This is a genomic window from Microbispora catharanthi (assembly GCF_006334915.2).
Taxonomy (GTDB): Bacteria; Actinomycetota; Actinomycetes; order Streptosporangiales; family Streptosporangiaceae; genus Microbispora; species Microbispora catharanthi.
Genome location: NZ_VDMA02000005.1, coordinates 290,364 through 314,402 on the forward strand (window position 1 = coordinate 290,364; position 24,039 = coordinate 314,402).

General features: G+C 73.1%; 16 protein-coding genes. 12 read left to right on the plus strand and 4 right to left on the minus strand.

Going from position 1 to position 24,039, the window contains the following annotated elements; all coding sequences use genetic code 11:
* Positions 1-92 precede the first annotated feature (92 nt).
* The 7 genes from FH610_RS11920 to FH610_RS11950 all read left to right on the plus strand — a co-directional run bounded on the left by FH610_RS11920 (position 93) and on the right by FH610_RS11950 (position 8,227).
* Entirely contained in the window at positions 93-1,571 is a 1,479-nt protein-coding gene (locus FH610_RS11920; RefSeq protein WP_139574381.1) for an amino acid permease, read from the plus strand.
* The gene (locus FH610_RS11925) at positions 1,568-3,007 is read left to right on the plus strand and encodes an FGGY family carbohydrate kinase (protein WP_139574382.1); all 1,440 of its coding nucleotides are present in this window, start codon (positions 1,568-1,570) and stop codon (positions 3,005-3,007) included. Before FH610_RS11920 ends, FH610_RS11925 begins: the two co-directional genes overlap by 4 nt.
* Complete coding sequence (locus tag FH610_RS11930) at positions 3,004-4,440, plus strand: NAD(P)/FAD-dependent oxidoreductase (RefSeq protein WP_205825707.1); 1,437 nt, start codon at positions 3,004-3,006, stop codon at positions 4,438-4,440. Before FH610_RS11925 ends, FH610_RS11930 begins: the two co-directional genes overlap by 4 nt.
* Positions 4,437-5,726, plus strand: coding sequence for an NAD(P)/FAD-dependent oxidoreductase (locus tag FH610_RS11935; RefSeq protein WP_139574383.1), 1,290 nt, complete (start codon positions 4,437-4,439; stop codon positions 5,724-5,726). The genes FH610_RS11930 and FH610_RS11935 overlap by 4 nt, the downstream gene beginning before the upstream one ends.
* 55 nt (positions 5,727-5,781) lie before the next feature.
* Entirely contained in the window at positions 5,782-6,138 is a 357-nt protein-coding gene (locus tag FH610_RS11940) for an arsenate reductase family protein (RefSeq protein WP_139574384.1), read from the plus strand.
* A gap of 113 nt (positions 6,139-6,251) precedes the next feature.
* Entirely contained in the window at positions 6,252-6,749 is a 498-nt protein-coding gene (ybaK, locus tag FH610_RS11945) for a Cys-tRNA(Pro) deacylase (RefSeq protein ID WP_139574385.1), read from the plus strand.
* 77 nt (positions 6,750-6,826) lie between these two features.
* On the plus strand, positions 6,827-8,227 hold the full coding sequence (locus FH610_RS11950; protein WP_139574386.1) for an amidase: 1,401 nt from the start codon (positions 6,827-6,829) through the stop codon (positions 8,225-8,227).
* 38 nt (positions 8,228-8,265) lie between these two features.
* Here FH610_RS11950 and FH610_RS11955 read toward each other — a convergent pair whose 3' ends face one another.
* The gene (locus FH610_RS11955) at positions 8,266-8,751 is read right to left on the minus strand and encodes a hypothetical protein (protein ID WP_139574387.1); all 486 of its coding nucleotides are present in this window, start codon (positions 8,749-8,751) and stop codon (positions 8,266-8,268) included.
* Positions 8,752-8,852: 101 nt separating this feature from the next.
* Between FH610_RS11955 and murA the strand changes: the two genes are divergently transcribed.
* The 4 genes from murA (at position 8,853) to FH610_RS11970 (ending at position 16,022) form a co-directional block, all read left to right on the plus strand.
* A complete protein-coding gene (murA, locus tag FH610_RS11960; protein ID WP_139574388.1) occupies positions 8,853-10,157 on the plus strand; it encodes a UDP-N-acetylglucosamine 1-carboxyvinyltransferase in 1,305 nt (434 codons plus the stop codon).
* A 52-nt stretch (positions 10,158-10,209) separates the two neighbouring features.
* Positions 10,210-13,026: a transglycosylase domain-containing protein gene (locus tag FH610_RS11965; RefSeq protein WP_240808909.1), complete on the plus strand. Its 2,817-nt coding sequence runs from the start codon at positions 10,210-10,212 to the stop codon at positions 13,024-13,026.
* A gap of 64 nt (positions 13,027-13,090) precedes the next feature.
* Positions 13,091-13,489: a hypothetical protein gene (locus FH610_RS42835; RefSeq protein ID WP_161627981.1), complete on the plus strand. Its 399-nt coding sequence runs from the start codon at positions 13,091-13,093 to the stop codon at positions 13,487-13,489.
* Between the two features lie 4 nt (positions 13,490-13,493).
* On the plus strand, positions 13,494-16,022 hold the full coding sequence (locus tag FH610_RS11970) for an ATP-binding protein (RefSeq protein ID WP_161627982.1): 2,529 nt from the start codon (positions 13,494-13,496) through the stop codon (positions 16,020-16,022).
* Between the two features lie 91 nt (positions 16,023-16,113).
* Here the strand turns inward: FH610_RS11970 and dnaE are convergent, their stop codons facing one another.
* Positions 16,114-19,635 carry a DNA polymerase III subunit alpha gene (gene dnaE, locus FH610_RS11975; RefSeq protein ID WP_139574390.1) on the minus strand — a complete coding sequence of 1,174 codons (3,522 nt, stop codon included), beginning with the start codon at positions 19,633-19,635 and terminating at the stop codon, positions 16,114-16,116.
* Positions 19,636-19,715: 80 nt separating this feature from the next.
* Complete coding sequence (locus tag FH610_RS45630) at positions 19,716-20,717, minus strand: chorismate mutase (RefSeq protein WP_139574391.1); 1,002 nt, start codon at positions 20,715-20,717, stop codon at positions 19,716-19,718.
* A 325-nt stretch (positions 20,718-21,042) separates the two neighbouring features.
* On the opposite strand from FH610_RS45630, the gene FH610_RS11985 reads away from it, so the two are divergent.
* Positions 21,043-23,532 (plus strand): serine/threonine-protein kinase, encoded by a 2,490-nt coding sequence (locus tag FH610_RS11985; RefSeq protein ID WP_139574392.1) that lies wholly within the window; start codon positions 21,043-21,045, stop codon positions 23,530-23,532.
* Between the two features lie 39 nt (positions 23,533-23,571).
* Here FH610_RS11985 and FH610_RS11990 read toward each other — a convergent pair whose 3' ends face one another.
* Positions 23,572-24,036, minus strand: a complete 465-nt coding sequence (locus tag FH610_RS11990) for a hypothetical protein (RefSeq protein ID WP_205825708.1) — start codon at positions 24,034-24,036, stop codon at positions 23,572-23,574.
* Between the last annotated feature and the right edge of the window lie 3 nt (positions 24,037-24,039).

The window sequence follows — 24,039 nt, forward strand, 5'->3', positions numbered from 1 at the left end:
GTCGGACACGACCGAAAGGTGGCCCGGCGGCGCGGCCACGCCGCCGGGCCCGGACCGTTGCAATCTCCCCAGCTCCAGCCAGGAGACGATCCATGACCCATCCTTCCACGCGTCCGTCATCGCATGATCAGGCCGACGCGGCCATCTCCCACGCCGGGTACGCCCAGCAGTTCTCGCGCTCGCTGAAGTCGTTCGAGTCCTTCGCCGTCGCGTTCTCCTTCATCTCGATCACCACGGGCCTGTTCACGACGTACGGCACCGTGCTCAACTCGGGCGGTCCCGCGGGCATCTGGACCTGGCCGATCGTCGGCGCGGGCACGGTCGCGGTCGCCCTCCTGTACGGCGCGCTGGCCAGCCGCATCCCGCTGTCGGGCTACAGCTACCAGTGGGCGAGCAGGCTCGCCTCGCCGGTGCTGGGCTGGTGGTTCGGCTGGGTGTCGTTCGCGTTCCTCGCGATCGTCGCGGTGGCGGTCGACTACGGCCTGGCCCAGGTGGCGCTGTTCCCGCTGTTGGGCTGGGAGTACACGCCCATGGCCGGCGCGCTCACCACGCTCGTCGTGCTGGTCGTCCAGATGGCCCTGATCATCTGGTCCACCCCGATCACCACGAAGATCAACAACCTCGCGGTGAGCGCCGAGGTGATCGCGATGATCGGGCTGACCCTGCTGATCGCCGGTTTCGCGATCTTCGGCGGGCACGCCGAATGGTCCAACCTCACCTCCACCGGAGCCGTCTCCGGCGACGGCTACTTCGGCTGGCTCGGGCCGTTCATGCTGTCGGCCCTGCTCGGCGCGTTCACGCTGGTCGGCTGGGAGTCCGCGGCCAACCTCGCCGAGGAGACGATCAACCCCAAGCAGGTGGTGCCCCGGGCGATGGTCCGCGCGATCCTGCTCAGCGTCGCCCTCGGCATGGTGTTCCTCGTCGTGGTCACCGCCGCTCTCGGGAACGACGTGGCGGCGATCACCGCCTCCTCCGCGCCCGTCGCCCAGGTGGTCGAGAACGTCCTCGGCGCCGGGGTGGCGCGGGCCTTCCTCGTCGTCGTGAGCCTCGCGATCTTCGCCTGCGGCCTGGTCATCATGGTGAGCTGCAGCCGCCTGGTCCACGCGATGGCCCGCGACGGCCGGCTGCCGTTCTCCACGGCGCTGAGCCGGGTGCCGCGCGCCACCGGCGGCCCGACCTGGGCCACCGTGCTCGCGGCCGGCGCGTCGATCGCCATCGTGCTCGCCTTCTCCGGCAACGCCGACGCCCTGTCGCAGCTCCTCGGAGCGGGCACGCTCATGCCGGCCCTGCTGTACGCCGGCACGGTCGCGCTCTACCTCGCCACCCGCCGCCGGCACCGGCCGCGGCCCGACGACTTCCGCCTCGGGAAGTGGGAGCCGCTGGTCGTGGCGGGGGCCGTGATCTGGCTGGTGATCGAGCTGGCGATCTTCCTCATCCCGTCCGACTTCCGCACCGCGCAGGTGTACGCCCTGGGCTCGCTCGTGCTCGGCGCGGTCGTGTTCGCCGTCGTGTGGGCGCGCGGGCGTGAGCGCCTGACGAGGGAGCCCGGCGAATCGACGGACTCGCTGTGAGCGCGCCTGCCGTACTGGCGATCGACCAGGGCACCTCGGGGACCAAGGCGGTCGTGGTCGGCGGCGACGGCGCCGTCCTCGCGCTGGCCGAGGCGCCGGTCCGCCCCGCCTACCTGCCGGGCGGGCGGGTGGAGCAGGACCCGCGGGAACTGCTCGGCTCGGTGCTGGCCGCCGGGCGGGAGGCCATCGAGGCGGCGGGCGTGCCCGTCGGCGCGGTCACGCTGGCCAACCAGGGCGAGACCGTGCTGGCCTGGGACCCGGTGACCGGCGAGCCGCTGACCACCGCGCTGGTGTGGCAGGACCGGCGGGCCGAGGAGGTGTGCGCCGGTCTCGCCGGGCACGCCGAGAGGATCGCCGAGCTGACCGGGCTCGTGCTCGACCCGTATTTCTCGGCCCCGAAGATGGCGTGGATCCGCCGCAACCTCACCCGCGAGGGGGTGGTGACGACCAGCGACACCTGGCTCGTCCACCGTCTGACCGGGGAGTTCGTCACCGACGCGGCGACCGCGAGCAGGTCGGCGGTGCTCGACCTCGACGCGGTCGAGTGGAGTGGGGAGCTGCTCGGCCTGTTCGGCCTGGACGGCGAGCGGCTGCCCGCGATCGTCGCCTGCGACGAGGTGGTCGGGACGACCCGGGCCTTCGGCGGGGAGATCCCGGTCGGCGGACTGGTCGTCGACCAGCAGGCCGCGCTGCTGGCCGAGGGCTGCCTGTCGGCCGGCGAGGCCAAGTGCACGTACGGCACCGGGGCGTTCCTGCTCGCCAACACCGGCGAGCGGGCCGTGCGCTCGCTCTCCGGCCTGACCACGTCGGTGGCGTGGCGGGCCAGGGGGGCCACGCCCTACTGCGTGGACGGGCAGGTCTACACGGCGGCCTCCGCGGTGCGGTGGCTGAACGGCCTCGGCCTCGTCGGCGACGCCTCCGACCTGGACACGCTGGCCGCGCCGGACGCCGAGGGCGCCCTGTTCGTCCCCGGGCTGGCCGGGCTGGCCGCGCCCTGGTGGCGGCCCGACGCGACCGGCGCGTTCCTCGGCATGACGCTGTCCACCCGGCCCGGTCACCTGATCCGCGCCGTCCTGGAGGGCATCGCCGCCCAGGTGGCCGACCTGGCCGCGGTCGTCGCGGCCGACCTCGGCCGCCCGCTGGCCCGCCTGCGGGTGGACGGCGGGCTCACCCGGTCGGCCGCTCTCATGCAGGCCCAGGCCGACCTGCTGCAGGCGCCGGTGGACGTCTACCCGTCGCCGCACGCGACCGCACTCGGCGCCGCCGCGCTGGCCCGCCTCGCCGTGACCCCCTCGCTCACGGTGGCGGACGCCGTGCCCGCGTGGGCCCCGGCGACGACGTACGAGCCGCGCTGGCCGGCGGAGCGGGCGGAGGAGTTCATGACGCGCTGGCGGCGGGGCGTCCGCGCGGCGATCGAGACGGGGAGGGACGCATGAGCGGAGAAGTCAGCAGGTCCGGGCCGCTGCCGGACGGGACGGTCGACGTGGCGGTGGTCGGCGGCGGCGTCGTGGGCGCCGCCGTGGCCCGCGAGCTGGCAGGGCGGCAGTCGTCGGACGGCCGTGCCCTGTCGGTCGCGCTGGTCGAGGCGCGCTCGGACGTCGGCGACGGCACCAGCAAGGCCAACACCGCGATCCTGCACACCGGCTTCGACGCGACGCCGGGCACGCTGGAGTCGCGCCTGGTGCGGCGGGGGTACGAGCTGCTCGGCGGGTACGCCGAGCGCGCCGGCATCCCCGTCGAGCGGACCGGCGCGCTGCTGGTCGCCTGGACCGGCGAGGAGCTGGCCGCGCTTGCCGGGCTGGCGGACAAGGCGGTGAAGAACGGCTATCGGGAGTGCGAGATCGTCGGCGCGGACGAGGTCTACCGGCTGGTCCCGGCCCTCGGCCCGGGTGCGCTCGGCGGGCTGACCGTGCCCGGAGAGTCGATCATCTGCCCGTGGACCACCACGCTCGCGTTCGCCACGGAGGCGCTGTCGCGGGGCGCCGCCGTGCTGCTGAACACGCGGGTCAAGGGCGTCGAGCACGACGGCGACGGGGAGACCGTGCTGGTGACGAACCGGGGCCCGCTGCGGGCCCGCTGGGTCGTCAACGCCGCGGGGCTCGGCTCCGACCGCGTCGACCGCATGTTCGGGCACGAGCGGTTCACGGTCACGCCACGCCGGGGCGAGCTGCTGGTCTTCGACAAGATGGCCAGGCCGCTGGCGAACCGCATCGTGCTGCCCGTGCCCAGCTCGCGCGGCAAGGGCGTGCTGATCAGCCCGACGATCTACGGCAACGTGATGCTCGGCCCGACCGCCGAGGACCTGCGCGACCGCGCCGACACCTCCACCTCCGAGGAGGGGTTCGCGTTCCTGGTGGACAAGGGCCTCACGCTCATGCCCGCCCTGATGAAGGAGGACGTCACCGCCTCCTACGCCGGGCTGCGGGCGGCCACCGAGCACGGCGACTACCAGGTGCACCTCGACGCCGCGCAGCGCTATCTCGTGCTCGGCGGCATCCGGTCCACCGGGCTGACCTCGTCCATGGCGCTCGCCGAGCACGCCGCCGGGCTGCTGGCCGAGGCGGGCCTCGTCACCTCCGTACGCGAGGATCCGCCGGGGCCGCCCCGGATGCCCAACATCGGCGAGGCGTTCCCCCGGCCGTACATGTGCGACGACCTCATCGCCGGGGACCCGGCGTACGGGACCGTGGTCTGCTTCTGCGAGCGGGTCACCGCCGGGGAGATCAGAGACGCCCTCGCCTCCCCGCTTCCCCCGGCCGACATCGACGGCCTGCGCCGCCGCACCCGGGCCATGATGGGCCGCTGCCAGGGCTTCTTCTGCGGAGCCGAGATCGGCCGGCGCCTCGCTCTCACGAAGGAGTCGCGATGAACCTCGTCACCGACGTCGCCGTCGTGGGCGGCGGCCCCTCCGGCCTGACCGCCGCCGCCGGTCTCGCGGCGGCCGGTCTGCGGGTCCTGGTGCTCGACCGGGAGCGCGAGGCGGGAGGCATCCCCCGGCACAGCGACCACACCGGCTACGGCCTGCGCGACCTGCGCACGGTGATGACCGGCCCGGCGTACGCCCGCCTGCTGGCCAACCGCGCGCTGGAGGCCGGGGCGCAGGTGCGCACCTCGGCCATGGTCACCGGATGGGCCACGGCCACCGGCGGGGATGGGATGCACGCCCTCGACGTCACCACCCCGGAGGGCCGCCTGCGGGTGGACGCCCGCGCCGTCGTCCTGGCGACCGGCGCCAGGGAACGTCCCCGTACGGCTCGTATGGTGCCGGGCGACCGCCCGCCGGGCGTGCTGACGACCGGGCAGCTCCAGAACGTGGTCCACCTGCACCACGGCAGGGTCGGCACGCGGGCCGTCGTCGTCGGGGCCGAGCTGGTGAGCTGGTCGGCCGTGCTCACCCTGCGCGAGGCGGGCTGCCGCACGGTGCTGATGACCAGCGAGCACGCCCGCGCCGAGTCGTACGCGGCGTTCAGCGTGCCGGGACGGGCCCTGCTGCGCGTGCCGGTCGCCACCTCCACCCGGGTCGTGCGGATCGGCGGCCGCGACGCCGTGGAGTCGGTCGAGGTCGAGGACCTGCGCACGGGCGAGCGCCGCACGGTGCCCTGCGACACGGTGGTGTTCACGGGCGACTGGGTCCCCGACCACGAACTGGCCCGGGCGGCCGGGCTGGCGATGGACCCGGGCAGCAGGAGCCCCGTCGTGGACAACACCCTGGCGACCAGCCGTCCAGGCGTGTTCGCCGTCGGCAACCTCGTCCACCCCGTGGACACCGCCGACGTGGCGGCCCTCGACGGCCGCCACGTGGTGCGGCACGTCCTGGCGTACGTGACCGGACGCTCGGGCACACCGGGCTCGGGCACGACGGGCTCGGGCACGGGCCGGCGCCCGGGGATTCCGCTGCGGGCCGAGGCGCCGTTCCGATGGGTCTCCCCCGGCCTGGTCAGGCCGGGTGCGGGCGCGCCGCCTCGTCACCGGATCCTGCTGTGGCCGGACGAGCACCGCGCCGTCGCCAGGGTGGTGGTGACGCAGGACGGCCGCGAGATCGCCCGCCGCACCCTGCCGTGGCCGGTCTCCCCCGGCCGGGTGTTCCGGGTGCCGTCGTCCCTGCTGTCCGGCGCGGACCCGCGCGGCGGTCCGATCACCATCTCACTGGGCTGAGTCCGCCGCCGCGGAGCCCGGCGCGCCCGTGGGCGCCGGGCGGGACAATGGCCGCATGGAGATCTGGATCAACCCGGCCTGCTCGAAGTGCCGGTCGGCCCTGTCGCTGCTCGACGCCGAGGGCGCCGGATACACGGTCCGCAACTACCTGGAGGACCCGCCGAGTGCGGAGGAGCTCGCCGAGGTGCTGCGCCGCCTCGGGCTGGAGCCCTGGGACGTCGCCCGCCTCGGCGAGCCCGTCGCGGCCGAGCTGGACATGGAGTCGTGGCCGCGCGACGGAGCGTCCCGCGAACGGTGGATCGAGGCCATGGCCGCCCACCCGATCCTGATCCAGCGGCCGATCATCACCGCCGACGACGGCACGGCCGTGGTGGCCCGCTCCCCCGAGGCCGTGCGCTCCGTCCTGCCCTGACGGGTCGCCCACACCAGCCGGGCACTGTCTCGCGGCCGTGCTCTCCGTTCGAGATCGCGGACTTGTCCGCAGGGGGCGAAGCGGGGAGGAGCGTCCGCACTAGGCTTGCGGTCGTGAGCAAGACCAAGAGCAAGGGCGGCCAGAGCACTCCGGCGACGGTCGCCCTCACGCAGGTGAAGGCGGAGTTCACCCTTCATCCCTACGACCACGACCCGAACGCCCAGGCGTACGGCGAGGAGGCGGCCGACGCGCTCGGGCTGCCGTACGAGCGGATCTTCAAGACGCTCGTGGCGGAGACCGAGGCGGGCCTGGCGGTCGCGGTCGTTCCGGTGGCGGGCAAGCTCGACCTTAAGGCGTTCGCGGCGGCGCTGAAGGGCAAGCGGGCCGCGATGGCCGACGCGGCCAAGGTGGAGCGGGTCACCGGCTACGTGGTCGGCGGCATCAGCCCGCTCGGGCAGCGCAAGCGGCTCCCGACCGTGGTGGACGAGTCCGCGCTCGGCTTCGAGACGATCTACTTCTCCGCCGGGCGGCGCGGCCTGCAGATCGAGACGGCGCCGGGCAACCTCATCCGGCTCGCCCAGGCCGTGACCGCCCCCATCGCGAAGCTCTGAGCCTGTCTACTGTTGCCGTCGCCCGTACGGCTCACCGGCCATAAGACTGGCCGGGAACCGCACCGAACGGGGGAAACGTGAACGAGCTGGTCGACCTCACCGCGACGGAGATGGCCGCGCTGCTGCGGGCGCGCGAGGTGAGCGCGGTCGAACTGACCGAGGCGTGCCTGCGGCGCGTCGAGGAGGCGAACCCGCGGGTCAACGCCGTCGTGACGCTGACCGCCGAGCGGGCCCTCGACCAGGCCGCACGCGCCGACGAGGACCTGCGGCGCGGCCTGGTGCGCGGCCCGCTGCACGGCATCCCGGTCGCGCACAAGGACCTCGCCGACACCGCGGGCGTGCGGACCACGTACGGCTCGCGGGCGTTCGCCGACCACGTCCCCACCGAGGACGACCCGCTCGTGCGGCGCATCCGCGAGGCGGGCGGGATCGCGCTGGGCAAGACGAACACCCCGGAGTTCGGCACCGGCTCACACACGGTCAACGAGGTGTTCGGGGCGACCCGCAACCCCTACGACCTGGCGAAGAGCGCGGGCGGCAGCAGCGGCGGCGCGGCGGCGGCGCTGGCGTGCCGGATGGTGCCGCTCGCCGACGGTTCCGACATGGGCGGGTCGCTGCGCAACCCCGCGTCGTTCTGCAACGTGGCGGGCCTGCGGCCCACCCCGGGGCGGGTGCCGGCGAAGTCGGCGACGGCGGGCTGGTTCACGCTGAGCGTGCCGGGGCCGATGGCCCGCACGGCCGGCGACCTGGCGCTGTTCATGTCGGCCATCGCCGGGTTCGACCCGGTCTCGCCCTTCTCGATCCGCGAGGACGGCTCGGCGTTCGCGGCGTCCCTCGACATGGACCTCGCCGGAGTCCGCGTCGCCTTCAGCCCCGACCTCGGCGGCCTTCCGGTCGACCCCCGCACGGCTGCGGCGACGGCGCGGGCGGCCGAGACGCTGGCCGCGCTGGGTGCCAAGGTCGAGCGGGTGGACCTGGACCTGTCCGGCGCCGAGGAGGCGTTCCGCGTCTACCGGTCGTGGTACTACGCGCTCAACTTCGGCGACCTCCCCGAGGTGGGCCCCAACGTCGCCTGGAATGTGGAGCAGGGGCGGAAGGTCACCGGGGCCGACCTCGCCAGGGCCGAGCGGCTGCGCACCGGCCTGTTCCACCGCATGCGCGAGTTCTTCGGCCGCTACGACTTCCTGGTGGCGCCCGTCAGCCAGGTGCCGCCGTTCCCGGTCGAGCAGCCGTACGTCACGGAGGTGGCCGGGGTGGAGATGCCCGACTACCTGGCCTGGATGCGGTCGTGCTACTGGATCAGCGTGCTGCACGCGCCCGCGATGTCGGTGCCGTGCGGTTTCACGCCCGACGGCCTTCCGGTCGGCCTGCAGATCGTGGGCAGGCCGTGGGCCGACATGGACGTCCTGCGCCTCGGGCACGCCTTCGAGCGGGCGACCGGCTTCTGGCGGACCGAGCCGGGCCTCGGCAGGGCTTAGGCGACAGGGCTCAGGCGGCAGAGCTCAGGCGGCAGGGCTCAGCGGCTTCTCTCGTTGTAGGTCACGGCGAACTCGATGACCCAGAAGACCGCGGTGGCCACGAGCGGCCAGGCGAACAGCACGCCGTGCGCGGTCAGGTCCAGCGAGGTCGTGGTGGTGTAGCCGCCCGGTCCCGCCGCCTGGACCCCGCCCTTGGCCGTGCCGCCGATCAGCATCGCGACGTACCCCGCGAGCAACCCGCCGGCGGCGAGTCCCACGAGGACCTCGACCGGCCTGCCTCGCGACAGCACGTACCCCGCGATCCCGCAGACCAGGCCGAACGCGCCGGTGACCACGGCGAACCAGCCGTCGGCCTCGATGAGCGACTGCGTCTCGGGGTCGGCCAGATGCGGCGTCCCGTCGATCAGCACGTACTGCGCGGCGGGGGCGAGCGCCGACCACACGTATCCGGCGACCACCCCGAGGAGGGCGAGCACGAGGACGGTAAGGCCGATCGTCGCCAGATTGCCCCTCAGATGCCGCACCGTCCCGATAGTACCCACGTGGTGATCGGGGCCGGTCCCGTTACTCTTGCTGAAGCCGGGTGCAGGGGACACACGGCATCGGTGTGGGCCAAGGAGGCCGAGTGAGCGAAGAGGTATGGCAGATCGACCCGTCCGGCCCCTTGAGGGGGGACGTGGAGGTCCGGGGATCGAAGAACGCGGTCTCGAAACACATGGTCGCGGCGATGCTCGGCACGGGTCCGAGCACGCTGCACAACGCCCCCGAGGTCGGCGAGGTGGGACTCACCGCCGCCATGCTCGAAGCCCTCGGCATCCACGTGGAGATCACTCCGGGTGAGATCACCATCGAGCGGGGCAGCGAGATCCGGCCGCGGGTGCCGGAGGAGTACACCGGGCTCAACCGCATCCCGATCCTGATGCTCGGCCCGCTGCTGCACCTGGCGGGCGAGGCGTTCGTCCCCCTCGTCGGCGGCGACCCGATCGGCAGACGGCCGGTCAACTTCCACGTCGAGGCGCTGCGGTCGATGGGCGCGGAGATCGAGGTCGGCGACAACGGCATCACCGCCAAGGCGGCCCGGCTGCGCGGCAGCCGCATCACGCTCCCCTACCCCAGCGTGGGCGCCACCGAGACGATCCTCATGACGGCGGTGCTGGCGGAGGGCAAGACCGTCATCAAGGGCGCGGCGATGGAGCCCGAGGTGGTGGAGCTGGCGCTGTTCCTCCAGCGTATGGGCGCGATGATCGAGCTGAGCCCCGACCGCCGCATCGTCATCGAGGGCGTCGAGCGGCTGCACGGCGCCTCCACCTGGCTGGCCGGCGACCGCATCGAGGCGTTCTCCTACCTCGTGGCGGGCCTGGTGACGGGCGGCGAGGTGCGCGTGCACGGCTGCCACCAGGACCGGCTCGTCACCGCCATCACCACGCTGGCGAGGATGGGCGCGCGGTTCGAGATAACCGACGAGTGGCTGTGCGCCTCCGCCCCGGACGGCCTGCGCGCCGCGGCGGTGCAGACCGACACCCACCCCGGCTTCATGACCGACTGGCAGACGCCGCTGATGGTGCTGTTCACCCGCGCCGAAGGCATGTCGGTGCTGCACGAGACGGTGTTCGAGAACCGGCTCGTGTACGTGCCCGCGCTGCAGAAGATGGGGTGCGAGATCGAGGTGTTCGCCCAGTGCCTGGGCGGACCGGCGTGCCGCTACCACGACACCAACGCCAAGCACTCGGCGGTCGTACGCGGAATCTCCAACCTGCGCGGGGCCGACGTCACGCTCCCCGACATCCGCGCCGGGTTCTCCGCGGTGCTGGCCGCCGCCGTGGCCGAGGGCACCTCGACCCTGCGGGGCGTCAACCACATCGAACGCGGTTACCACAGACCGTTCGAACAGTTCACCTCCCTCGGGTTGAAGATCAACAGGCTCACGTAAAGCTTTGCGGCCCCCGGGTTTGGAGAAACGCCAGAGGTCGCACTGATATCCCGTGACCTCTCGTCTTGTCGGCCACGTCAACCTCGGGCGCGCCGTCCTCGCCTTGAGCCTGTGCGGCGCGGCCGGGGGCACCCTGGTCGCCGGGCTGGTGATGCCCTTCGCGGGCGGGGCCGGCCTGGCGGCCAGGAGCGCCGCGTCCGCCCTCACCGACCTGCCCGCGCCCCTGCGCGAGGAGCCGCTGCCCGAGGTGACACGGCTGCTCGACCGCAACGGGCACCAGATCGCCCAGTTCTACTACCAGAACCGGCAGTCGGTGCCGCTGAGCGCGGTCGCCCCGGTCATGCGCCAGGCCATCGTGGCCATCGAGGACGCCCGGTTCTACGAGCACGGCGGCCTGGACCTCAAGGGCACGCTGCGTGCCTTCGTCACCAACACCCGGGCCGGCGGGATCCGGCAGGGCGGCTCGTCCATCAGCCAGCAACTCGTCAAGAACATCATGCTGACCCAGGCCGAGTCGGAGCAGGAACGCGCGCAGGCCCTCGTCCGCTCGTTCCGCCGCAAACTGGACGAGCTGCGGTACGCGCTGGCGCTGGAGCGCAAATACACCAAGGACCAGATCCTCGAGCGCTACCTCAACATCGCCTACTTCGGCGCGGGGGCGTTCGGCGTCCAGGCGGCGGCCAAGCGGTTCTTCGGCGTCGACGCCGCCGACCTCACGCTCACGCAGGCCGCGACGCTCGCCGGCGCCGTGCGCACGCCGTACGACACCGATCCCTCCCTGGGCGACGAGCGCCGTGACCGGCTGCGCGCGCGGCGCGACCTGGTCCTGGGCCGGATGGCCGAGCTCGGGGTGATCGGCAAGGACGCGGCGCGGACCGCCGCGGCCGAGCCGCTGGCGCTGCACCTGCGCCCCGAGCCCGGCGGCTGCGCCGGCAGCGCCCACCCCTTCTTCTGCGTGTATGTGGAGCGCGAGGTGCTCACCAACCCCGCGTTCGGATACACCAGGGCCGACCGGGAGCGGCGCCTCCAGCGGGGCGGGCTGACCATCTGGACGACCATCGACCCGGTCGCGCAGCGGGCCGCGGAGCGTGCCATCGCCGCCCGGGTCAGGCCTCGCGACAACCAGGTGGCGTCGGAGACGATGATCGAGCCGGGCACCGGGCGCATCCGCGCGATGGCCGTGAGCAAGCGCTATGGGCGCAACCCGCACGACCGCGACCTCGGGCCCAGCACCACCTACAACCTGGCGGCCGACACCGCGCACGGCGGCGGGCTGGGCCTGCAGGCGGGGTCCACGTTCAAGGTGTTCACGCTGGCCACCGCGCTCAAGCAGGGAATGCGGTTCGGCGACGGCTTCACGATCCCCGGCGCGTACGTCCCGTCGTACGGCTACCGCGACTGCTCCGGCAGGGCCGTCAACGACCCGAACACGGTCATCCACAACGCGGGCGGCGAGGGCGGCGGCGGGCCGTACAGCCTGGAGATGGGCACCTGGCAGTCGGTGAACATCTTCTACATGCGACTGGAGCGCGAGGTCGGCCTGTGCGACGTCGTGCAGACGGCCAAGTCGCTCGGCATCAGGCGGGCGGACGGCGCGCCGCTCCACGAGGTGCCGACGTTCACGCTGGGCGCCAACGAGATGGACCCGACGACCGTGGCGGCGGCGTACGCGGCGTTCGCCGCCCGCGGCCGCTACTGCCGGCCGATGGCCGTCACCGCCGTCGTGGAGCGCGACGGCACCCGCACCGACATACCGCCCGCCTGCGCGACCGCGCTCGAACCCGCGGTCGCCGACGCGGTGAGCCATGTGCTCACGGGAGTCTTCACCAAGGGCACGATGCGCGGCCAGTCCATCGGCCGGCCCGCAGCGGGCAAGACGGGCACGAACAACGGCTACACCTCGGCCTGGTTCGCCGGATACACGCCCGGCCTCGCCGCCGCCGTCAGCGTGGGCGACATCCGCGGCTCCTACCGCTATCCGCTCACCGGCGTCACCATCGGCGGCCGCTACTACGGGGCGGTGCAGGGCGCCTCGCTGCCCGGCCCGATCTGGGTGGCCTCGATGCACGCGGCCCTGCGGGACACCCCGGCGTACGGCTTCGTCCCCCCGGATATGGCCCGGTTCGGCGGCGGCTTCACGCCCGGCCTGAAGGAGGCGCTGGAGAAGCAGCGCGAGAAGGAGAAGAAGAAGCGGGAGGCCGAGCGCGGGAAGCACGACGACGGCGACAGCGCCTCGGCCACCGAGAAGGACGCGACGGACGGCGCGGCGAGCGGCGGCGAGCAGGCGTCCGGCAGCACCACCACCCCCCTGGCCGGAGGCGGCAGGACCACCCCCACCGCCGTCCGGGCCGCCCCCGCCGCCCCTCCGCGTCACTCCACCGTGGTCCACCCCACCCGCAACTCGCCGGTCGCCACCGGAGCCCGCTCGGCGGCCCGTGGCACCTCGCCCCGTGCGCCACTGCGCAGAGGGCCCAGCGGCGTGCCGGCGACGGCCGGCAGGACGGGCTGGGCGAGTCTCGCCCGCCCCCACGCCGCTCCCCCCGCGGCGCCGCCCGCCGTCCGACGCGCCAAAGCACGAGGTGACGCGGCGCGACACGGCGCGGCAGAGCGCGGGACGCCGAAACACGGGACGGCCGACCACGGGACGACAGAACGCCGCGCGGCGGTCCCGCCCCGCACGCCCCGGGGCCGGCACAGCGCGGTGAGCCACGAGAGCACGCACCCGCGAACGACCCACGGCGCTGCGCACGGCGCGACCCACGACGCGGCGCACGCGGCGAAGCATCCGGCGCGAGGCCGGGCAACCCGTCGAGCCGAATCACCGGCTCGACGCCACCCCTCTGCCCACCGCGTACGGCGCCACGGCTGAGGGAATGATGCCGTCCCCGCCATTGCGCCTGCCGCGCAGGGAGGCGGGGGGCGATGATGGGGGAATGCGCGGACGTGTTCTCACACGTGTTCTCACATGGGCCGGCGGGATCGCCGCGCTCGGCGCCGGCTCGGCGCTCGCCGTGTACCTCTCCATGGTGGGGCTCGACAAGGCCGACAAACTCGCGAGCGTCATCGGGCTCTTCGTGGGCCTGGCGGGCCTGGTCGTCGGGGTGTGGGGGCTGCTGCTGACCCGGCAGGAGCCGCCCGCACCGGCGAGCGGCGCGGGCACCGTGGACAACGCCGTGGACAGCGCCGTGAACCGCGATGTGCGGGCCGCGGTGCACAACGAGATCAGCGGCGGCACGATCCACGGCCCGGTCATCCAGGGGCACACGATCAGCGGTCCGGTCGTCTCCGGTCCCCGCCCGGCCGTGCCGGACGAGCGCGCGGGGAAGGACTGAACGGGTGGCCGCGACCCGCAACACGATCAGCGGCGGGCTCTTCCTCAGCGCGGTGATCCAGGGCCACACCGTCACCGTGCAGCTTCCCCCGCAGGTGACCCCGGCGCTTTCCGGGGCGCCCCCGCGGACGGAGGCGTTCACCGGCAGGGACGACGAGCTGTCCACGCTGCTCGGCCTGCTCGACCCCGCTCGGGACACCGGTGCCGGTACGCGCGCCGAGCCGGACCGCCCGCGCGCCGCCCTTGTCACGGGCCTCGGCGGAGCCGGCAAGACGGAGCTCGCCCTGCAGGCCGCGCACCTCGCCCGGGAGCGCGGCTGGTTTCCCGGCGGGGTGCTGTTCACCGACCTGCGGGGCTACGCCGACCTCCCGTGCCACTGCGACGTCCCCAGCCACGCGGAACAGCACGGCCGGGACGAACGACCCAACCACGATCAGGCCGCACAAGGGCGGCAACGCGGTGCGCGGCCGGGCGAGGTGCTCGGCGAGCTGCTGCGGGCGCTGGGGCTGGACCCCGAACGCGTCCCTCCCGGCACCCAGGACAGGTCCCGGCTGTTCGCGACGGTGCTGGACGCGTACGCCGAGCAGGGCCGGCCGATCCTGCTGGTCCTCGACAACGCCTCCTCGGCCGAGCAGGTCAGGCCGCTGCTGCCCGGCACGGGAAAGGCGCTGATCACCTCCCGGCACACGCTGGACGTGGGGGCGCGCCTCCTCGATCTCGGCATGCTCGCGCCCGGCGCGGCCGTCGAACTCCTGGCCCGCGCGCTTCGCCTGGCCCTGGGCGACGCCGACACCCGGGTCGCCCGGGAGCCCGCCGCGGCGGCGGACATCGCCGGTCTGTGCGCAGGGCTGCCCCTGGCCGTGCGGATCGTGGCCGCGCTCCTGGCCGCCGATCCCGCCCGTCCCCTGAGGGCGATGGCCGAGGACCTGGAGGAGGCCGCGACCCGGCTCGACGAGCTGTCGTACGAGGATCGTGGGGTGCGCGCGGCCTTCGAGCTGTCCTACCGCCACCTGGAGGCGGAGGAGGCCCGGATGTTCCGGCTGATGACCGCCGCCCCCGGCCCCGACCTGTCCGTCGAGACCGCAGCGGTCGTCGCGGACCGCGGGCCGCGCGATGCCCGCCGCCTGCTGGAGGCCCTGCACCGCGCGCATCTCGTGGAGCGCGGCGGCGCGTACGGCCGGTGGCGCATGCACGACCTCGTCCGCCTGTACGCCGAGGAGCGGGCCCGCGACCAGGCGGGGCCCGACCGGCACGAGGAGGCGTGCGACCGGCTGCTCGACCACTGCTGCGCCCGGGCCCGTGCGGCCGGAGCGTGGCTGTCGCTGCCGGAGGCCCAGGCCCGGCGGGAGACACAGGCCCGGCAGGAGGCCCAGCTCCAGCGAGAGTCGCAGGCCCGGCGGGAGGAGTTCGCCTCCCGGGAGGAGGCCGTGACATGGCTGGACGCCGAGGGACGCACGCTCGTGGCGGCCGTCACCGCCGCCGCCGGACGCGGCGACCGGGCGCGGTCGCACGCGCTCGCGGTGGACCTCGCTCCCTACTTCGAGTTCCGGCAGCGCACCGGCGAGTGGATCACCACGGCGCTGGCCGCCGTGGACGCGGCCGGACGGCTCGGACACCACGCCGAGCTCGCCGCGGCCATGACCCTGGGCAACGCCTACCGCCTCGCCCGCCGCTACGACGAGTCCGCCGCCCAGCTGCGCAGGGCCCTCAGCCTGGCGCGCGACGACCGCGCCCGCAGCCCGGTGCTGCACAACCTCGGGCTCACGTACCTGCGGATGGGGGCCCTGGCCAAGGCGGAGGCGTGCCACCGCCGCGACCGCCGCATCTGCGCTCTCGCGGGCGACCTTCGCGGCAGGGCGCAGGCCGCCGTCGCGCTGGGGGATGCCCTGCGCGCGAGGCGGCGCCACCCGGAGGCGGCAAAGGTGCTGACCGAGGCCGTCACGCTGCTCCAGCGTCTCGACGGCCTCGGGCTGGGCAACCGCACCGCTCTCATGCACGCGCGGGTCAATCTCGCGCTCACCTACCTGGCCGGCCGCCCGGACCGCACGCCCACGTACATCCTCTGGCAGCTGTGCGCCGCCCTCGCCGCGGCGCGGGACCTCGACGACCGCCACGCGCAGGCGCTGATCTTCATGAACCTGTCCACGGCCTACCGGAACAGGTGCGCGGCCTGCCACGGACCGTCCGCTCTGGCGTGGGGCCGGCGCGCGGTCACGCTGTTCGAAGAGCTGGGCGACTCCTACCACCGGGCCCGGGCGCTGACGGCGCTCGGCCTCGCGGCCGGGCCGGAGGAGGCCCGCCGCAGCCTGGCCGAGGCGCTGTCGATCTTCGAGGATCTGGGCGCCGGGCGGGAGTGCCGGGAGGTGCGCGCCCTGTCACGGACGGACCGTACGGAGCCACCCCGCCGGGAGGCGTGTACGGCCGACGAGTCCGAGCAGGTCCGCGACTGGGTGGACGACCTCCCGCACGCCGTGCTGCGCGGCGACGACGAACGCCTCGGCGACGTGCTCATCCCCGGCTGCAACATCGGCTGAGCCGCGAGACGGCGTGGATCGGCTTTCGGGGTCCTCGTCGAGGCCGGGACGGTCGCCGTTCGATCTCCTCCGCGCTCGTCCGGGCGGCCGGTCAACCGGCCAGGCAGGCCGGGCCGAGCAGTTGCTTGAGGTCGCCCATCAGGGCGGGAGACGGGCTCACGCGGAGCCGGTCGTCCAGCCGCATGACCGTCGTACGCGGCCCGTTGTGCACCTGGAGGTGGACCTCCGTGGTCCCGGGGTGGGTGGTGAGCACCTCCTTGAGCCGGCCGACGACGGGCGGCGTGCAGCGGTTGATCGGCATGCTCACCACCAGCGGCCCGCCCGACTCGGCCGTGAGGTCCGGCGCGGTCACCTCCATCGCGATGATCTTCGCGACGTCCTCCCGCTTGTCGATCCTGCCCTTGACGAAGACGATCGCGTCCTCGGCGAGCACGGTCGCGCAGAGCTGGTAGGCCGACGGGAAGATCATGACCTCGATCGAGCCCTCCAGGTCCTCCAGCATGGTGAGGACCCAGGTGTCGCCCTTCTTGGTCACCTTCCGCTGCAGGCCCGACAGGATGCCGCCGACCGTGACGACCTGCCCGTCAGGGCGGCTGTCGTCCTGCAGCGCGGCGATCGAGCAGTCGGCCCCGGCCGACAGGATGTGCTCGACGCCGAACAGCGGATGGTCGGAGACGTACAGGCCGAGCATCTCCCGCTCGAACTGCAGCAGCGTCGTCTTGTCCCACTCCCCCGGCGGGATCTGCACGTCGAAGGTCTGGTCCTCGCCGCCGTCGATCGCGCCGAACAGCGAGTCCTGGCCGATCGCCTCGTTCTTCTTGATGTCGATGATCGCGTCGACGGCCTGCTCGTGCACCATCAGCAGGCCCTTGCGCACGTGCCCGTACGAGTCGAACGCGCCCGACTTGATCAGCGACTCGATGACGCGCTTGTTGCAGACGACCGCCGGGACCTTGCGCAGGAAGTCCTTGAAGTCGGTGAACCTGCCCTTCTCCTTGCGCGCCGCGATGATCCCGTCCACGACGTTCGCGCCGACGTTGCGGATGGCCGACAGGCCGAACCGGATGTCGGTGCCGCGCGGGGTGAAGTCGAAGTCGGAGTCGTTGACGTCCGGCGGGAGCACCTTGATGCCCATGCGGCGGCACTCGTTGAGGTAGAGCGCCGACTTGTCCTTGTCGTCCTTGACGCTGGTCAGCAGCGCCGCCATGTACTCGGCCGGGTAGTTGGCCTTGAGATAGGCGGTCCAGTAGGACACCAGGCCGTAGCCGGCGGTGTGGGCCTTGTTGAAGGCGTAGTCGGAGAACGGGAGAAGGATGTCCCACAGGGCCTTGATGGCCGCGGCGGAGAACCCGTTCTCCTTCATGCCCTTCTCGAAGAACTCGAACTGCTTGTCCAGCTCGGACTTCTTCTTCTTGCCCATCGCGCGGCGGAGCAGGTCGGCGCCGCCGAGCGTGTAGTTGGCCACCTTCTGCGCGATGGCCATGACCTGCTCCTGATAGACGATCAGGCCGTAGGTCGTGTTGAGGATGTCCTTGAGCGGCTCCTCCAGCTCGGGATGGATCGGGATGATCTCCTGCTGGCCGTTCTTGCGCAGGGCGTAGTTGGTGTGCGAGTTGGCGCCCATCGGGCCGGGCCGGTAGAGCGCGAGGGCCGCGGAGATGTCCTCGAAGTTGTCGGGCTTCATCAGCCGCAGCAGCGTGCGCATGCCGCCGCCGTCCAGCTGGAAGATGCCGAGCGTGTCGCCCTTGGCCAGCAGCTCGTACGTCCTGGTGTCGTCGAGCGGGAGCTCAAGCAGCTCGATCCTGTTCCCGGTGTTGCCCTCGATCATCTTCAGGCAGTCGTCGATGATCGTGAGGTTGCGCAGGCCCAGGAAGTCCATCTTCAGCAGGCCGAGCGTCTCGCAGGTCGGATAGTCGAACTGCGTGATGATCGCGCCGTCCGAGTCGCGGCGCATGATCGGGATGTGGTCGGTCAGCGGCTCGGCCGACATGATGACGCCCGCGGCGTGCACGCCGGTCTGCCGGATCAGGCCCTCCAGGCCGCGCCCGAGGTCGATCGTCGCCTTGACGTCGACGTCCTCGTCGTACAGCTTGCGCAGCTCGCCCGCCTCGTTGTACCGCGGGTGGTCGGAGTCGAAGATGCCCGACAGCGGGATGTCCTTGCCCATCACCGCCGGGGGGAACGCCTTTGAGATGCGGTCGCCCAGCGCGTACGGGTAGCCGAGGACGCGGCCGGCGTCCTTCACGGCCGCCTTCGCCTTGATGGTGCCGAAGGTGGCGATCATGGCGACCTTGTCGGCGCCCCACTTCTCGGTCACGTAGCGGATCACGTCGGCGCGCCGGCGCTCGTCGAAGTCGATGTCGATGTCGGGCATCGAGACGCGCTCGGGGTTGAGGAACCGCTCGAAGATCAGGCCGTGCGGGATCGGGTCGAGGTCGGTGATGCCCAGCGAGTACGCCACCAGCGAGCCGGCGGCCGAACCTCGGCCCGGACCGACCCGGATGCCGTTGTTCTTCGCCCACATGATGAAGTCGGCGACCACGAGGAAGTAGCTCGGGAAGCCCATCTGGAGGATGACGCCGATCTCGTTCTCGACCCAGACGCGGTGCTCCTCGTCCACCCCGCCGGGGAAACGGCGCTTCATGCCCTCCCAGACCTGCTGCCGGAAGTACTCCTCCTCCGTCAGCCCCTCGGGGATCGGGTAGGTCGGCATCAGGTTGTGGTAGGGGAAGAAGCCCTCGGGCTCGACCTTCTCGGCCACCAGCAGCGTGTTGCGGCACCCCTCCTGCCAGATGTCGGAGGAGTCGACCGCCCGCATCTCGTCGGCCGACTTCACGTAGTAGCCGCTGCCGTCGAACCGGAACCGGTCGGGGTCGCTGAGCTGCTTGCCGGTCTGGATGCACAGGAGCGCGTCGTGGCCGGCCGCGTCCGACTCGTAGGTGTAGTGGGAGTCGTTGGTGACCACCGGCGGGATGTCCAGCTCGCGGCTGATCCGGATCAGGCCGTCGCGGACCCGGCGCTCGATGTCGAGCCCGTGGTCCATGATCTCCAGGAAGTAGTTGTCCTTCCCGAAGATCTCCTGATATCTCGCGGCCGCCTTGAGCGCCCCGTCGTACTGGCCGAGCCGCAGCCGGGTCTGCACCTCTCCGGACGGGCAGCCGGTCGTGGCCATCAGGCCCTCGGCGTGCTCGGCGAGGATCTCGGCGTCCATCCGGGCCCACTTGCGGACGAAGCCCTCGGTGTAGGCGCGCGAGCTGAGCTTCATCAGGTTCTGCAGCCCGGCCTTGTTCCGCGCCCAGATGGTCATGTGGGTGTAGTAGCCACCCGCCGAGACGTCGTCGCTCTTCTGGTGCGGCTCGCCCCACAGCACCGGCTTCTTGTGCATGCGCGACTCGGGCGCGACATAGGCCTCGATGCCGAGGATGGGCTTCACCCCGGCGGCGGTCGCCTGCTTGTAGAAGTCGTAGGCGCCGTGCATGTTGCCGTGGTCGGTGATCGCGATCGCGGGCATCTCCAGCTCGCCCACGAGTTTGAACATCTGCTTCAGCCGCGCCGCTCCGTCGAGCATCGAATACTCGGTGTGGACGTGCAGATGAACAAACGAATCACCCATGAGACCCCCATCGTCACCGGACCGCGGTCCAGAGCCTACGCCGTGATCGCGAACCAGTGGGACTCAGGTGAAACAGAATCCTACCTCCGTTCCTCGCCGTCCCGCCTCTCCTCGGACAGGCGCAACCCGGCCTCGATCACGGCGTTCATGATGGGGGCGAGCAGCCCCGCGCCCAGGCTGGGGGCACGGCGGGCCATGGCCGCGACGAGGCGCCGCTCGCGCTCCATGTCCCGCCCGCGGAACCCGCCGACGGGCTTGAGCCGCTGGATCCGCCCGGCCAGCGCGGCCCGGCGTTCGAGGAGCGTGGCGAGGGCCGCGTCCACCCGGTCGATCGCGGCCCGGGCCGCGTCGAGGGTCTCGGGATCGCCCGGCCGTACGAGCGCCGCCATGACGGTGGCCGCCTCGTGCGCCGCCGCGAGGGCCCGCTCGGGCGCGCCCGGGCCGACCAGCAGGCCGTCCGCCCCCGCCGCCACCGCCGCGTCCGCCAGCCCACCGTCGCCGCCCAGCCCGGCGAGCACGGGGCGGCCGGTGCGCTCCCGGGCGGCGCGCATGAGCCCGAGGTCGGGCGCGGCGTCCTCCGGTTCGCCGCGACCGCCGCTCTCGCAGAGCACGACCGCCTCGTTGCCCTCGGCCGCGCAGTCGTCCACCGCGGCCAGCCACTCCTCCAGCGTCGCCGCGCGCCCATGCCGGACACTTCCCCGCTGGAGGACGACGGGGAGCCCGAGCCGGGCCGCGGCGCGGACGAGATCGGGGTCGGCCGCCCAGGCCGCCCCGACCACCACTCCGTCGGCGTGCCGGGCCACGGCGGGCAGGTCGGCGACCGTGGCGGGTTCCACCAGCAGCGGGCCCGCCCAGCGCGCCCTGGCCTCGGCGACCGCCCCATCCCCTGAAGACCCGTCCCTCGAGGGGTCCCCCGGCAGGTCCTGCACGGTCTCCGCTCCGTCGACGGGAGGGCCGCCGTCGCCGCGCAGGCGCAGCCAGCGGGCGTCCTGGCCCCCGATGACCACAACGGGGCGCCCGTCGCCGATCACGAGGTCGCCGATCCGTACGGCGTCGCGGTCGAGTTGGGCTGCCTTCGACATGTGGGCTCCTCCGTGGGCCGGCCCCGCGGAACCGGCCGTCTGCCATGGGGATTCGCTGAGATCGGACTTCCGAGAGAACGAAAAAGGCAGAGACGCTGGCGTCCCTGCCTCAAGCCGGCTCCGGATGGTCGCTAGCTCACGTCACGCGACCGGCCCTCCCGGAGCCGGCCTTGTAAACGAGCTGTACCTACCCATAACAAGGACCTTAGCAGCGACGGGCCACGACTCGAACCGATCTGTCTCGGATTCCGGGATCGCCAGTCATGGACGCGGTTGATCCCTTTGCCATCCGTGGGACGATTCATGGGTCCAGGAAGGGGTTCGAGTGTCGCGTGCGGAAGGCCGGCTCGTCGGAGGCCGGTACCAGTTGATGGAGCCGATCGGCCGGGGTGGCATGGGCGTCGTCTGGCGCGCCCACGACCAGTTGCTGGACCGCGCGGTCGCGGTCAAGGAGGTCCGCTACGACAGCGCCATGGGCGACGAGCTCAGCGACCTCAATCGCCGGACCATGCGCGAGGCCCGGGCCGCGGGCCGCCTCACCCACCCGAACGTGGTGGTCGTCCACGACGTGATCGAAGAGGACGACCGCCCCTGGATCATCATGCAGCTGGTGCCGTCCCGCTCGCTCGGGCAGGTGATCAGGGAGGACGGCCCGCTGTCCCCCGAGCGCACCGTCGAGATCGGCCTGCAGATCCTGGACGCGCTGCGCGCCGCCCACCGCCAGGGCGTGCTGCACCGCGACGTCAAGCCCGAGAACGTGCTGCTCACCGAAGACGCCCGCGTGGTCCTGACCGACTTCGGCATCGCCAGGCTCGAAGCCGACTCCACCATGACCCGCACCGGCCTCGTCGGCACCCCCGCCTTCATCGCCCCCGAACGGCTCCGCGGCGAGGCCGCGCAGCGCGAATCGGACCTGTGGTCGCTCGGCGCCACGCTCTACACCGCCGTGGAGGGCAAGCCCCCGCACGACCGGGGCATGGCGATGGCCACCATGCACGCCGTGCTGAACGACGACCCTGCCCCGCCGCGGCGCGCGGGCGCGCTGGGTCCCGTGCTCCTGCGGATGCTCGCCAAGGAGCCCGCCGACCGGCCCGGCTACGACGAGCTGACCCGGCTGCTCAAGCGCGCGTCGCGGGAGCTGTCCCCGCCGCCGTCGCGGCCCGCCGAGCCTGCCTCGCCGCGGCCCGCGACGCCGGAGGCCGCGAAGCCCGAAACGCCCGCCTCGCGGCAGGGCAAGGCGTCCCGGGGCGCGGCGCCGTACCCGCCCGTGTCTTCCCCGCCCGTGTCCTCCGCCCGGCGGGACGAGCGTCCCGCGGAGGGCGACGAGGCGGCGGGGGCGGGCCATGCGCCCGCCCCCGACAAGGGAGCGGCGGCCGGGCGCGGTGGGGCCGGGGCCGCGAGCGAGGCCGCGGGCCCCGGCGAGATCACCTCGCCCCTCCCGGTGATACGCGACGAAGGGGCACCGGAGCAGGGGGACGGCCCCCATCAGGAGAAGGCCGGGAAGGCGCCGGCGACCATGCCGGAGACGGGAGCGCAGGCCGCCCCGCCCGCCCGTACGAAGCCCTCGACCGGCGCTCCCGCGAAGGAGAAGCCCGGCGGGCAAGCCGGTCCGGCGGCGGAAGCGAGCGCCGACGACGGCACCGTCAAGGTCGGCCCCGCCGTCACCTCGGGCGCGGCCTCCGGCGCGGAGGACCGCAAGGCGCCGGAGGGCTCGGCCGCCTCAGGGAAGACGACGGGTTCCGGCACCTCCTCCGGCGAGCGTCCGCCCACGACGCCAGAGTCCTCGGCGTCACAGTCCTCGGCGTCACGGCCCTCGACGGCCTCCGGCGGGAGTGCGACACCGAAGGGCACCGCGGGAGGGACCACCGGCTCCGGCACCGGCGCTGCGGGCGGGAGCGACAGCCGTACGGACCGGGCGGGCGACCGCGCCGGAGCAGCGGCCCGCGCCACGGCGGACCGGACGCAGGACGGCTCGGGCGCGGCCGGGATCGCCGGCGCCGGGAGCCCGATGGCCGGGCTGAGGCAGGCGCCTGCGACGGTGCCCTCGCAGGGCGGGGCGGCGTGGCACGAAGCGTCCACCAGCGCGGTTTCGCCGCGGTCGTCGAACGGCATGCTGAAGGTCGCACTGGTCCTCATCCCCGCGCTGCTGGTCATCGCGGGTGTGGCGGGCTACCTCGGCCTGATGGCGGGCGAGGGCGACTCGGCGGGCGACCCCGCCGCCGGGTCGGACGCGGCCCCGGCCGCGACGGGGAAGACCACCGACAAGCCCTCCTCCGCCGCGCCGTCCTCCGCCGCGCCGTCCGCGTCCGCCTCCGACGAGGCGACGTCCCCGTCCCCCGAGCCCTCCCCGAGCCCCAAGACCTCCGAGCCCGCCGACGTCCCCAAGGGCTGGCACAAGTACAAGCACTCGAGCGGGTTCTCGCTCGCGCTGCCGAAGGGGTGGCACGTCGACGGCAGGGGCAACGGCGAGGTCCGCTTCCGCGGGGACTCGCACACGTATCTCGAGGTCCACCACACCACGAGCCCCGAGTCGGACGCTCTGAAGGTCTGGCGGCGCGATGTGCCCGGGATGAGCCGGAACTTCCCCGGCTACAAGCTCATCGAGATCAGAGAGGTCAAGGGGTACTGGAAGACCGCGGCCGACTGGGAGTTCACCTTCGGCGACAGCCGCTACCGGTCACGTGTGATCGACCGCGGCTTCGTCACCGACAAGCACAACGGCTACGCGCTGCTCTACAAGACCCAGGACAAGGACTGGAAGAAGAAGAAGGATCTCTTCGAGACCATCGCCTCCACCTTCAAGCCGGCGAAGTGACGCGCTCCCCCGCCGAGGAGCCGACGGCGGCGCGGGAGTTCAGCGCCCGGCCGCCGGCCGTCCTCGTCCACCGGAGGACAGCCGGGCCGGGCTCCCGCCGTCCTGCCCGCGTGAGCCCGTCAGCGTGCGGTGGAGCGTGACGGCCGCGAGGAGGACGATCGCGCCGATGTCGAACAGGATGCCGGGCGTCGCGCCCGCCCTCACCGTGGCGGGCAAGGTCGCCATCAGGCCGAGAAAGACGGACTTGGTGACGATCGCCGTCACCGCCGCCGGAACCCTCACCGCCGGCTGGAACGCGGCCCAGATGAGGGCCGCGCCCAGCGCCGCCTGCAGGATGCCGCGATGCTGGAGCAGGGCCAGTGCCATGGGGTCGGACGGTGGGGAGATGCCGTAGGAGAAGTCCAGCGCCCGTCCCGGGGAGACCAGGGCGAGCACCGGGAGTGCCGTGACCACTCCCAGGATCACCAGGATCACCCGGACAACCCGTTCGATCGTCAGCGCCATGAG